At 65.9% G+C, this 11,958-nt stretch carries 11 protein-coding genes; 7 read left to right on the top strand and 4 right to left on the bottom strand.

Annotated elements, in window-relative coordinates; genetic code table 11:
* Positions 1–636, bottom strand: a 636-nt coding sequence (locus ABZ293_RS32155; protein WP_355186812.1) for a cysteine hydrolase family protein, incomplete at its 3' end; no start/stop codon positions are given.
* Positions 637–796: 160 nt separating this feature from the next.
* Here ABZ293_RS32155 and ABZ293_RS32150 point away from each other — a divergent pair.
* The 6 genes from ABZ293_RS32150 to ABZ293_RS32125 all read left to right on the top strand — a co-directional run bounded on the left by ABZ293_RS32150 (position 797) and on the right by ABZ293_RS32125 (position 7,935).
* Complete coding sequence (locus ABZ293_RS32150) at positions 797–3,055, top strand: serine/threonine-protein kinase (RefSeq protein ID WP_355186810.1); 2,259 nt, start codon at positions 797–799, stop codon at positions 3,053–3,055.
* An 82-nt stretch (positions 3,056–3,137) separates the two neighbouring features.
* Positions 3,138–3,497, top strand: coding sequence for a DUF4913 domain-containing protein (locus ABZ293_RS32145; protein ID WP_355186808.1), 360 nt, complete (start codon positions 3,138–3,140; stop codon positions 3,495–3,497).
* 44 nt (positions 3,498–3,541) lie between these two features.
* On the top strand, positions 3,542–4,258 hold the full coding sequence (locus tag ABZ293_RS32140; protein WP_355186806.1) for a metal-dependent hydrolase: 717 nt from the start codon (positions 3,542–3,544) through the stop codon (positions 4,256–4,258).
* Between the two features lie 730 nt (positions 4,259–4,988).
* Positions 4,989–5,993: an SMP-30/gluconolactonase/LRE family protein gene (locus ABZ293_RS32135; RefSeq protein WP_355186804.1), complete on the top strand. Its 1,005-nt coding sequence runs from the start codon at positions 4,989–4,991 to the stop codon at positions 5,991–5,993.
* Positions 5,994–6,239: 246 nt separating this feature from the next.
* The gene (locus ABZ293_RS32130) at positions 6,240–7,490 is read left to right on the top strand and encodes an alpha/beta hydrolase (RefSeq protein WP_355186802.1); all 1,251 of its coding nucleotides are present in this window, start codon (positions 6,240–6,242) and stop codon (positions 7,488–7,490) included.
* Positions 7,491–7,776: 286 nt separating this feature from the next.
* On the top strand, positions 7,777–7,935 hold the full coding sequence (locus tag ABZ293_RS32125) for a hypothetical protein (protein ID WP_355186800.1): 159 nt from the start codon (positions 7,777–7,779) through the stop codon (positions 7,933–7,935).
* 330 nt (positions 7,936–8,265) lie between these two features.
* Here ABZ293_RS32125 and ABZ293_RS32120 read toward each other — a convergent pair whose 3' ends face one another.
* Positions 8,266–9,360 carry a hypothetical protein gene (locus ABZ293_RS32120; RefSeq protein WP_355186798.1) on the bottom strand — a complete coding sequence of 365 codons (1,095 nt, stop codon included), beginning with the start codon at positions 9,358–9,360 and terminating at the stop codon, positions 8,266–8,268.
* A gap of 195 nt (positions 9,361–9,555) precedes the next feature.
* Between ABZ293_RS32120 and ABZ293_RS32115 the strand changes: the two genes are divergently transcribed.
* The gene (locus ABZ293_RS32115) at positions 9,556–10,353 is read left to right on the top strand and encodes a DUF2470 domain-containing protein (protein ID WP_355186796.1); all 798 of its coding nucleotides are present in this window, start codon (positions 9,556–9,558) and stop codon (positions 10,351–10,353) included.
* 11 nt (positions 10,354–10,364) lie between these two features.
* Here the strand turns inward: ABZ293_RS32115 and ABZ293_RS32110 are convergent, their stop codons facing one another.
* Positions 10,365–10,991: a hypothetical protein gene (locus ABZ293_RS32110; RefSeq protein ID WP_355186794.1), complete on the bottom strand. Its 627-nt coding sequence runs from the start codon at positions 10,989–10,991 to the stop codon at positions 10,365–10,367.
* 14 nt (positions 10,992–11,005) lie between these two features.
* Positions 11,006–11,941 (bottom strand): NAD-dependent epimerase/dehydratase family protein, encoded by a 936-nt coding sequence (locus tag ABZ293_RS32105; RefSeq protein ID WP_355186792.1) that lies wholly within the window; start codon positions 11,939–11,941, stop codon positions 11,006–11,008.
* Positions 11,942–11,958: the final 17 nt, after the last annotated feature.

Here is an 11,958-nt window from a genome sequence, read left to right as displayed (position 1 = left end):
CCAGTGCCAGTTCGCCGTCGATTCGGTGGCGCTGTAGAAGTGGCTCGCGTTCGCGAAGGGCAGGAACGGCTGCACATTGCGCCCGAAGCTGCCGCTGACTTCCTTGGTCTCCGCGACCGCAGCCGTGCGCCCGGGCGCGGCCTGGTGGCGCCAGTACAGGTTCGTGTGCGCGATGACCTGCTCCGGCGCAGGAGCACCCCATTGACTCTTGTCGAAGGTCGTATGTCCATCGCTGACAAGCGTCACGTCATAACCCCGCGCGAAGGCGCCGTGGATGGTGGACCGGATGCAGGCATCGGTCTCCGCGCCGGTCACCACCAGACGCCCGACACCGACCTCGGCCAGCACCTGCGCCAGCTCGGTATCCTCGAACGAGTCGCCGAACCTCTTGTGCACCAACGGCTCCGATTCCGCACGCACCAGCTCCGGGACGTACTCCCACAGCGCACTGCCCGGCACCAGCTCCGCACTGGCGTGCTGGATCCACACGACCGGAACACCCTGTTCACGCGCCCGCTCGACGAGTGTGCCGATATTGGCGACGACCGCATCCCGCTGATACGCCTCCCCCACGACACCGTTCTGCACGTCGATCACTATCAACGCGGTGTTCGGTCGATCCGACAGCGTGCTCATGAAGATCTCCTCCTGCTGGTCGAGCGGCGCTTGCCGCCGCGATTACTCAACTACGAATCGACCGGTTGGGCCAGCCCGGCGACTAGGATCAATTACGGGCGTCGGGAACCACATATTTCGGTTCTGTCCGGGGACGCCCAGCAGATCGAGTGAGCCGACGATGGATACGCAGCCCGGCGCGGTACCACCGCAAAGCGGCGGCGACCGCGCGAAGGTGGCACAGACCGTGCTGGCACATGCGGTGACCGAGTTCGCGGGCGCGTGGGAGTCCGCGGCCGAACCGCCTGAACTGGCTGCTCACCTACCGGCCGAGAGTTCGTTGCGGCGGTCGGCGTTGATCGAGTTGATCAAGGTGGATCTGCACCACCGCTCGATACGCAGGCAGGCGGGTAAACGCCTCGACGAGTACCGAGCCGAATTCCCCGAACTCGACATCGCCCCACTGCCGCCGGATCTGATCTACGAGGAGATCACTGCGCGCCGCCAACTCGACCAAGATCTCGATCTCACCGAGTACGAGCAGCGATATACCCAGCAGATGACGCAGATCGCCGACCGCCTCGATGCCGATCACTTCCGAAGCACACTGCTCGCCGATCCGGCCGCGCAGGCCACCCTCGACACCATCAATCCCGGCGCGACCGTTGACGATTTCGACATGTTGATCCTGCTCGGCCAGGGCGCGTTCGGGCGGGTCTTCCTGGCGCGACAGCGCTCGATGCACCGGCTGGTGGCGGTCAAGATCTCCCACGACCGCGGCAGCGAGGGCCAAACGCTAGCCCAACTCGATCACGAACACATCGTGCGCGTCTTCGACCAACGGCACATCGCCGAACAGCGCCTCAAGTTGATGTACATGCAGTACGTGCCGGGCGGCACTCTGCTCGGCGTACTACGGCGGCTACGCCGCACCGGAGCTCGGGGCAAGACCGGCAGACTACTGCTCGACGCCGTCGACGAGGCCGCGGCCAGCGCCGGGGTGCTCGAACCGCAACCATCGGAGACCCGTGCCAAGCTCGCGCGGCTGAGCTGGCCGGAAACCGTTGCGTGGCTCGGCAGTCGGCTCGCAGCGGCATTGGACTACGCCAACCACGCAGGTGTGCTGCATCGCGACATCAAACCCGCCAATGTTCTGCTCACCGTCGACGGACAACCCAAACTCGCCGACTTCAATATCAGCTTCAGCACACACATCCCCGGCGCGAGCCCGGCGGCCTACTTCGGTGGCTCACTGGCCTACATGTCCCCCGAACAACTCGAGGCCTGCCATCCGAACATGACCACCAACGCCGCGGACCTCGACACACGCAGCGATCTCTACGCCCTCGCCGTCGTGCTCTGGGAGCTGCTCACCGGCCGAGTCCCCTTCGACGACGGACGCAGCGCGGGCGAATCGGATGCCTCGCTCGAGCGGATGATCGCACTACGCCGCCGGCCGATCGTCGATCGGCTGGCCGCCGATATCCCACCGGACTGCCCAGCGGTTCTTCAGCATGCCCTGCTCACCTGCCTCGCACCCGATCCGGCCGACCGATTCGCCACCGGCGCCGAACTCGCCAACCAGCTCGACCTCACCCTCGACCGCGCGGCGCGCGACCTCGTCGATCCGCCATCACACAGCCTCCGCGCGAAACTACAGATGCGGCCGATGCCGGTGGTAACGCTGTCCAGCGTGCTCGGGCAGTTCCTCGGCGTGCTGTACCTTTGGGCGCACAACGCCCGGCTCCTCAACAACGAACTCTCCCCCGACGACAGCGCCCGCCTCTTCCGCCTCGCGGTCCTGATCGGCGTGATCGGCTACCCCATCGGCATTGTCGTGCTGCTGTATTGGTGTCGACGGGTGTTCCTCGTGCCCTACGGACTGCGGCGCGGTAAACGCTTCGACGAGCAGACCCTCGCACACGCCCGCGCCGACACCCTGGCCTGTGGCGACCGCATCACGCTGGTCTCGTTCACCGGTTGGGCATTGTCGCTGGCGATCTTCTTGCCCCAATTACAGGCCAGCGCGGACCTCACCACGAGATTCATGGTCAACCTCATCGCATCCCTGATCGTCGCGGCCGCGGTCGCGGTCGTGTACTCCTACTTCCCCGTCACATTCTTTGTACTGCGCTGGTACTACCCTGGTTTGCTCGGCACCGGGCAGACCTTCCCCGACGACGCCGTCCGGTTGCGACGGCTGGCCCGACGCAGCCGGATATATCTGGGCATAGCCGCATCGGTACCACTGATCGGTGTCGCGACTGGTCTGATCTGCCTCAATCCGGCGCAGCAGCAAACGGTGATCGGTCCGACCGTCATCCTCTGTACCGTCTGTCTTTTTGCCTTTGTCGCTGCATTGCGCATCTTCTACGCACTCGAATCGGATCTGCATGCCCTGGATCGGATCGTCGATCCGCGATCCCGGCAACCCGAATAATGTAAAGGTTTCACCAAGGACCTCAGTAGATTTCGTGACTACTCTCGAAGCTGTTCGGAATGCCACGGGCTGCGGGGGCGCCATGAAAGAACAGCGGACACAGGTCTATGGATCGGTAGTCGAGTTCGTCGAGAACTACCTATCCCTGGTCTACCGCCGCAAGGTGGCCGATAACGGCATGGCCTGGTGCCCCGAATGGTGGCGGCACTCCGAGGCCGTCGCGCGTCTGGAAGCGCTCTGGCAATCCTGGGAACGCTATCGGCTCAATGATGCATTGGGTTTATCGCTGTGGTTCCTCGACCATGCCGATAGCCATATGAACGTGCTGCTCCATCCCAACGGACCGTTCGCCGGATGCTCCATGCGCAACGGGCACACCGAACGTGTCTGGCCGCTGTCGGTGAAATCACCTCCCCCCGATACCTTTTCACCCACGGGTTAGTCGCGTTTGTTTGAAACGGCTTAAGGTCAACTAACGTTCATGCGGTGCTAGGACATTCACATGCGACCAGTGGCGCGTTCGCCTGGTCGGTGGCAGCGGCGACGTTGCCCATCTCGGCGTTGGTATATCCGGTATTGCCCAGTGGGGATGCGCATCTCGGCGCAGTCGAAGTATTACTCGGCACCTTCCTGACGGCCGGGGCCGCGTTGCTGCCCGATGCCGACCATCCGAACGGCACCATCGCGCATGTGCTCGGTCCGATCTCCTATCACCTGTGTCGCCTGATCTCCTGGATCTCCGGCGGACATCGGCACGCCACCCATTCCTTCGCCTTCGTCATCGCCGTCGCCTGCGGAACCTGGGCGGGCGAACATTGGATCGGACGCTATTTCACCCTCGGACTGGTCTTCTTCCTGCTCGCCCTTGCGGTACGGGCACTGCACCTCTGCCCCTCCGGCGACGGCATCGAAGCATGGGGCACGATCGTCATCCTGGCCGCGGCAGGAACCTTCGCAATGGACCACTGGATCACCGACAAACCGGCATGGCTACCGTTCTCCGTCGGCCTCGGCGCACTCGCCCACCTCCTGGGTGATTGCCTCACCGACAAGGGCTGCCGACTCTTCTGGCCCTTCTCCCTGCGCACCAGCCTGCCGGTCATCGAGCGAACCGGCAACAAGGTCGAAACCTGGATCCTGTCCCCCTTCTTCACCCTGGCAACCCTCGCCATACTGTGGCACGTCTTCACTGTTAACCCCTAGCGGCTCACTCGTTGGAGACCGATCACCTCGGTCTCCAACGAGCCCCACCGAACGGCGCCCCTTCCGGGCGTCTTTGCTGCTTTTGATCTTCCGATTTGTACAACAATGCCGTAGTAGAGCATTTCATAGATCAATTCGCATATCTATATAGTCCAATGATTACTGTCGCAAGTCAGATGACCTCTTCCAACACATGGATCACCGCCTGCAACTACTACAGGTCCAACGCACCCGCTTGCCGTTTGGTCCGCCCGTCAGCGAAACGTTCAGCACCCCAAACATTCCCCGCACCCCACTCCAATTCCGCAACCTCCCCAAACCCCCACCTTCTCCCCCACAGTCGCGCCAGACCCCTCGCAATGAACGACTTTCCACCTGCGACGGCACAGCCGGCAGGGCCAACCGGCTGTTGCGGAATCGCCTCGAGGTCTCGCGAACCCCCGATCACCACCTCCCCTCACACCAACAAACGCCCCACCCCACCCCTACATAGAGTCGAGAATGCGTTGGTGCACACGCACTCTCGACGTTTACCTGCATCAGCGCATGGTGATCGCTCGTCCAAGGGAGTTGCACCCTTCTCGTCTATGCGGCGTCCGGCGAAGCCGGACGTAGTTGTCTGCGCTTCGGCGAGTGCCAAACATGCGTAGATGCGCATATCTACGTATGGACATGTCTTTTGGTGGTCGGTTCGATGCGGTTGGTTGTCGATACCGGGATAGGCTGAGCCATGGTCGCTGGATCGACAATGCAGCCGCAGCGCTGGACACCACCCACCGCCCCACCCCGCGCGCGCGAAACACGCAGCGCCACACCACTTCCCCCGATCACCCGGCTGGAACTCCCGGGCGCCGGGCCCGAGGATGTGGTGCGCACTGCGGAGGGCCGGGTTATCACAGGGGTCGATGATGGTTCGATCTATAGCATCGACCCCGCGGACGGTTCGGCAACCCTCCTGGTGAATACCGGCGGTCGGCCGCTCGGCATGCATGCCGACGCCGATGGGTCGATTCTGATCTGCGACTTCGAGCGCGGACTACTGCACCTGGACAGCGCGGGCACACTCGATGTGCTGGTGGATGAGCTCGACGGTGAGCCACTCCCCTTCGCTAGCAATGTGGTTCGCGCCGAAGATGGCACGATCTACTTCTCGTCGTCCTCGCGGCGCTTTCCCCTGCACCAGTGGCGGGGCGATCTACTGGAGCATTCCGGCACCGGCCGCCTGTTCCGCCTCGATCCGTCCGGCAAACTCGAAACCCTCATCGACGGACTGCAATTCGCCAACGGGGTGGTCGTCTCCCCTGACGGTTCTTGCGTGCTCGTCGCCGAAACCGCGGCATACCGCGTGACCCGCTACTGGCTCAGCGGCCCCAAGGCGGGCACCCACGACCTGCTGATCGAGAACCTGCCCGGCTTCCCGGACAATATGGCACTGGGCAGTGACGGCTTGGTGTGGATCACGCTGCCCTCGCCGCGAAACCCATTGCTGGACCGCCTACTCCCCCTCCCCGGCATTCTGCGCCGCATCGTCTGGGCGCTACCGGAATGGCTGCAGCCCAAGCCACCGCGGACCGTGTGGGTGCTGGCGGTCGACTTCGACGGAAAGACCGTGCACGACCTGCAGACCGAGGGCACCGACTATGCCCTGGTCACCGGCGTCGTCGAACACAGCGGCACCCTGTACCTCGGCAGTCTCACCGAATCCGCCGTCGCGGTGAGCAACGTGCCGTCATAGCGACGAAGAATGCCGTTCGTCATGCGCGTTCGAACCGGTCGACGCGATCGAACTCGGTCGGCTCGAAAACTCGACAACCGTACGTCGCGTGGGATCCGACTCGACACGACGGAGCGGCGGCGCCAACGCGGAAGGATGACCAGGACCGGTATGCGGCGTCGCTGGACGAAGTGCGCGCCGTCTGTACGACGGCAGCGCTGATTTCGCCGACAAACGAAGTTCAGTGAACAGTTGTACACTGAGGATATGACTGAGGGCGGGCGACAGCGGCAGACCGAGATTCAGGCGCTCGCGCGGTTGGCGGGCGATGAGATCGGTGGGGCGGTCGATGGGATCGCGGCGGTGCATCGTGCGATATCGGATCGGGTGTTCGCGGCGGTGCGGTTGGGTGTCGGGCCCGCGGCGCAGCCGGTCAAGGTGGTGCACGATGCGATCACCGACGGGGTATATCGGCTCGTCGGTGGCACCGCGGTCGCGGCGGGAGCGCTCGCCGAGCGGGTCGTGGATGTGCCCGGCGCGCCGGTGCCGTCGCGCACTGTGTACGGGTCGGGATTCCTTGCGGCCTTACAGGGTTTGATCGGTGACAGTCTCGCAGACGAGTGGCCGATTCTGGCCGGGCCGATGACGTTTCGGATCAATGGCGAGCCGGTCGCACCGGGTTGGGTGGGCGATGTGGTGTCGAATCCGCGTCCGCGGCTCGTGGTGTTTCTGCACGGTCTGGTGGAGACCGAGCATGCCTGGCGACTCGGCGGGCGGCCCAGCTATGCCGAGCGGCTCGAAGGCGATCTCGACTGCACGACGCTGCTGGTCCGGTACAACAGTGGGCTGCATATCTCCGAGAACGCCCGCCTGTTGAACGGGATGCTGCAGCGCCTGGTCGACAACTGGCCGGTGCCGGTCGAGCAGATCGCGCTTGTCGGCCATTCCATGGGCGGGTTGATCGCCCGGGGCGCCTGCTACGACGCCGACCGCGCCGATCTGCCATGGGTGCGTCGGGTTCGGCATATCGTCTGTCTCGGCTCACCGCATTTGGGCGCTCCGCTGGAGCAGCTCGTCCACTATGCCTCCGCCGCTTTGGTGCGGGTGCCGGAGACCCGGCCCTTGGGGCGGCTGCTGCGCCGTCGCAGTGCCGGCATCCGCGATCTGCGCCAGGGTTCGCTCGTCGACGGGGACTGGCAAGGTCTGGACACGGACACCTTGCGCCGCAGAGTGATTCGCGAGGTGCCGCTGCTGGACTGCGCCGACCACTATTTCGTCACCGCCACGGTTACCCACAGCCCCCGCCACCCGCTCGGCCGCTTCATCGGCGACGGCCTGGTCCTCGCCGCCAGTGGCTCCGGCCGAAACCGAGCCCGCCGCATCGGTTTCGACGATGCCAATGGCCTGCACATCGCTGGAGCCAACCACTTCACATTGCTCAACCACGGCACGGTATATGCGGCGCTGGTTCGTTGGCTCGCCGATGATGTGCGCCACGAGTCGATGCGCTGCGGTTGAACCGCACCTGCCTCGCGTCATGCACTTCGTCACCGCGCCGATCCACTTAGCAGCACAGACCTGCGCCGAACGTGCGGGATGAATACGGCGATCGGGAGTCGAAGTACTGGTGCACCGCTGAGTTGTTGCGCGCCTGTGGCCGTGGCGATATCGCGCAGCGGGACGTCCCGGCCGCGTTCGGCGATGAGTCGTTCGTCCGCCATCGATGAATAGTGCACACTCAGTGCAGTTTCGACTCGAACGCCCCCCGCTGGGTCGCGTCTCAGGGGGCGGCAGACTCGGGCGCATGCGGCCGCGATTCGTGTACCTATCGGTCGGCGCGGGCCACCGCCGGTCACGCGACGACTGGTGGCGCGCGCTGATCCCCGCCGATCTCGGATCGGCGGGCCCGTTCTGGGGACACCCGCGCCCACGTGCTCGATCTGGCCGGGCCGATATCGATTAGTTCGTGCTGGCCAGGGTGGACGGCGACGCGGTCGCCATCCAGCCGCGCACGGTATCGACTCGATCACGTCGATGCAGAAATAACGCCGACGCTCCAACACCGGCAGGTCGACACTCGGCTGCGGTCGGTATCGTCGCCGTGGCATACCAGCGCCGGGTACCGAGCGGCGGAAACTTCATACCGAGCCACGGAACGATATTCGGCACGAGCAGCGCAGCGAATAGACCACAACGCCCACTCCCGTGTATTCCACGGACGAGAGTGGGCGCTGCGACCTACCGGCCCGGACAGGAACCGCTGCGGCACAGCCGCGATCGCCGCCGAACCCGGTCAGAACAGTTGATCGGAGTGGGTGTCGGCTTCACCTCGCACATCCTCGGCGAATTGGGCTTCGACCTGCGCGTCCGCACCCGCGGTGTGGGTCGCATACAGCAGCAGGCAGCCACGGATGCCGTCGAGGAGGTCTTCGAGGAGGTCGAGCGCCGGGCGGGTGGGATCGAGGCGGCTGATGCGGAATTCGTCGAGCAGGGCAGCGCGGGTGGCGCTGTCGAGGTCGAATTTGCGGGCCTGCTCTTCGATTTCGGCGACCCGGGCCACCACGGCCCACGGTGCTGGCACATGTCCCTCGGAGACGGCCATGGCCTCGGCGATGAGGTCGACGACGATCTCGGTCGGGGTCTCACCGGCGGTGAGGCGTTCCAGTACCAGGGTCGGGGTCTCGACTTGCAGCGCCTCGATATCGTCGGCCTCGACGACCACGTCGGCGGTCGCCACACCCGCGAGTTCGCCTGCTACTTCGGCGGCGGCGTAGAGCCAATGCGCGGCCGCGACGGACGCGGAGGCGGGATCGAGTTCGGTGAACAGTTCGATGGTGCCGAGCGGATCGGCGCGCAGCAGTTCGTCGGCGGCCTGCACCTGGGCGGGTGAGACGTCCGGGCGTGACAGTTCGACCGCTTGGCGGGCGCGGCCGGACAGGTCGCCGAGTTCGGCGGATTCGATGGCGGCCTGTTCGGTGCGGACTTCGGCGGCGATGGTGTCGCGCAGTGTGGCATCGTCGATGGCGTGCAGGGTGCGGCCTACGCGATGCGCGGATTCGACCACACCGCTGTAGGAGACGATCAGACCGCGGTCGGTGGGCAGGTTCGGGGTGCGGATCCCGGCCTCGACCTCCTTGAAGTTGCGGCGCTCCTCCGCGCGCCGCCAGGCTTCGCTATTGGGGACATCGGGATCGCCTGCGGCGCTTGCCGGATGGGTGTAGGTACGCCACTGGAAGCGGGACAGGGTGGTCAGATTCGACGCCAAACTCGTTGCCTGGTCGGGGTTTATCGGTGGCAGTTGGGCCACCGTTGTCGCGAGATCGCCGCGTCCGGTCGCCCAGATGGCGACCAGGGCGTTGCGGTCGGCGTCGAATGCGTATCGGGTCACGCACGCCAGTTTTCCCGATCAGCCGCCGTTGCGCGCGCGATCGATCGCTTCGATATCCGGTCGTCGGCGTTTCGGGTGTCCGATGTCTGCGCTCCCACGTCGCTGCGTGGTGCGGCTGCGCTCCGCCATCAGGCTCGTTACCGGGGCCCGGATACCTCCGTGGACAGGCCGTGGATACCTGCGAGGATGGACGGTATGACTCTCGATCATGGTGATCCGGGCGACGCGCCTTCGATTCCACAACCGACCGTGCCGGTGGTCAATCCCGCCCGGCCCTCCGCGGCCGAGGAGGCCAGAACCGTTGCGGCGGCGACGAATATCGCCACCTTGGCGAGTTTGAGCGAGGATGGTGGGCCATGGGCGTCGTTCGTCACCTATGGGCTGCTGGCGGGGCAGCCGGTGCTGTGCGTCTCGCGGATGGCCGAGCATGGGCGCAATCTCGCGGCCGACCCGCGGGCCAGCCTGTCGGTGGTGGCGCCGGAGATGCCCGCCGATCCGTTGGCTGGAACGCGGATCACGCTGGCCGGTGTGGTGGAGCGTCCGGTCGGTGCGGAGGCGGATGCGGCGCGCGAGGCGCATCTGGCGGCGGTGCCCGCGGCGAAGTACTACGTGGATTACAGCGATTTCTCGCTGTGGGTGTTGCGGGTGCGGCGGATTCGCTGGGTCGGCGGGTATGGGCGGATGGATTCGGCGAGTGCCGAGCAGTTTCTCGCGGCTGCGCCGGATCCGGTCATTCCGTTGGCGGGGCGGGCGATCACGCATCTCAATGATGATCACGCCGATGCGCTGTTGTCGATGGCGCAGGTGTTGGGTGGGTATCCGGACGCGACCGAGGCGAGCTGCGAGCGAGCCGATCGGTATGGGCTGGACCTGCGGGTCGTGACACCGCGGGGTGTGGCGCGGACCCGGGTGGGCTATGTGACGCCGATCGATTCCGCGGGCGAGTTGCGTTCGGCAACAGTCGAATTGACGCGGCTTGCCCGTGAGGGCTGATAGTGCGGGCATTACACCTGCCAGATACCTTCGGCATCGGCGGACGGCTGAGCGTGACTGCGATGTGAGATCAGGTGCCACCCATTCGACGAGCCACCGGGAGGGGACGAACTCAAAGACATTCCGGCCCCACGCTCCCGGCGTTGAGCCTCTCGATACACCGTCCAGGCGGCCGTCAGCGCGTAGCCGCAGGTCTTCCCCAGCGCCGAACCGAGCATTCGATTCCAGAGCTCGAATTCGGCTGTCGCAGAACTACTCTCGCCCGCACGGGCAGCGCGTTCGGCCAGTGACGGCACGAGCAGCGGCCAGCGCAGCAGACCGATCGCCTGCACCACGCCCGCCGCCGCACCGGCCCGCACCGCCCACCGCATGCGCGGGGAATCATCGAGACGCCCGGCCAGCACCGCGGTCGGGACGAACAGCACCGCGCCGAACACCAGCACCGAGAACCACGACACCACCGCGGCCTCGTGCGCCCGAAACAGCGACAGCACCTCCGCGCTCGGGCGCGACAGCACACGCGGGTAGTCGAATACCGCTCCCAGACCGATGAAACCGACGTTCATGCAGACCACGGCCGCCACGATCGGCAACGCCACGCGTGTCGATACCTGGTCCGCAGCCTTCGAGGTGGACATCGTCGGTGCTCCTGTCACTGCCGGGCGGCGCGGCCCCGGAAGGCGTCGACGGTCCCCCGGAGAGAGTCCTCGAGCGGGGTCGGGTCGAGGGCAAAATGCGCCGTCGCGGCGGAGGAATCCATGACGAACGGGCGATCGAACTGATAGCGCAGTTCACGGATCTCGCGGGCGGACGGAACGAACAGGCCCGCCGACCAGAGCATCGCCGCAGGCATGCGCGTGACGCGGGCGGGCGGGGCTTTCGCAACCGTCGCGAGCTGCTCGGCCAGCGCGCGCACCGATAGCGGCGCAGCCGAGGGCACGTGCCAAGGCTTGCCCCAGGCGGATTCGTCTGCGGCCACCGCGACCAGCAGGCGGGCCACATCGGCGGTGGCGGTCCAGGTGTGCGGTGCGTCGAGATCGGCGGGGACCAGGGCGCGTCGGCCGGACAGCACCGCCGGGAGCAGCAGGGTGGTCGCCGCGGAGGTGGCGTGGGGGCCGAGGTAGTCCGAGCCGCGCACCTCGGCGGTGCGGATGCGACCGGCCTCGTGTGCGGCCAGTTGCTCCGCCCACATCTCGGCGCGTACACGGCCCTTTACCGAATTCGGACGCAGCGGCCGGTCTTCGGTGACCGGAATGTCGAATTCGCCATAGCCGTACAGGTTTCCGACGGTGACCAGCATTGCTCCGGAGTGTTCCGCGGCGGTCAGCACTGCGCGGTGCAGCGGCGGGAAGTCCTGCGGCCAGCGGTGATAGGCCGGTTGGGCGCACTGGTAGACGGCGGTCCCGTCCAGGCAGTGAGTGACCAGGGCAGCAGCATCGGTGGCGTCGGCCGTGACGCGTTCGACGGCCGGATGCTCGGGGCCGGAGCCGCGGCGGGTGATCAGGCGGACGCGCTCGCCGCGGGCCGCGAGCAGGAGTGCGGTGGCGGTACCTACGGGGCCCGCTCCGATGACGACGTGCAGGGACATGAGGTCCTCGATCCGGT

The organism is Nocardia sp. NPDC005998 (assembly GCF_040614395.1).
Taxonomy (GTDB): domain Bacteria; phylum Actinomycetota; class Actinomycetes; order Mycobacteriales; family Mycobacteriaceae; genus Nocardia.
Note: the sequence above shows the minus strand (reverse complement) of the source record. Positions and strands in the feature narration are given on the sequence as shown.

What these genes read in the sequence shown, in the direction of transcription:
- ABZ293_RS32150 (WP_355186810.1), top strand. Translation starts at nt 797, where the DNA reads ATGGATACGCAGCCCGGCGCGGTACCACCGCAAAGCGGCGGCGACCGC.
- ABZ293_RS32145 (WP_355186808.1), top strand. Translation starts at nt 3,138, where the DNA reads ATGAAAGAACAGCGGACACAGGTCTATGGATCGGTAGTCGAGTTCGTC.
- ABZ293_RS32135 (WP_355186804.1), top strand. Translation starts at nt 4,989, where the DNA reads ATGGTCGCTGGATCGACAATGCAGCCGCAGCGCTGGACACCACCCACC.
- ABZ293_RS32130 (WP_355186802.1), top strand. Translation starts at nt 6,240, where the DNA reads ATGACTGAGGGCGGGCGACAGCGGCAGACCGAGATTCAGGCGCTCGCG.
- ABZ293_RS32125 (WP_355186800.1), top strand. Translation starts at nt 7,777, where the DNA reads ATGCGGCCGCGATTCGTGTACCTATCGGTCGGCGCGGGCCACCGCCGG.
- ABZ293_RS32115 (WP_355186796.1), top strand. Translation starts at nt 9,556, where the DNA reads ATGACTCTCGATCATGGTGATCCGGGCGACGCGCCTTCGATTCCACAA.
- ABZ293_RS32110 (WP_355186794.1), bottom strand. Translation starts at nt 10,991, where the DNA reads ATGTCCACCTCGAAGGCTGCGGACCAGGTATCGACACGCGTGGCGTTG.
- ABZ293_RS32105 (WP_355186792.1), bottom strand. Translation starts at nt 11,941, where the DNA reads ATGTCCCTGCACGTCGTCATCGGAGCGGGCCCCGTAGGTACCGCCACC.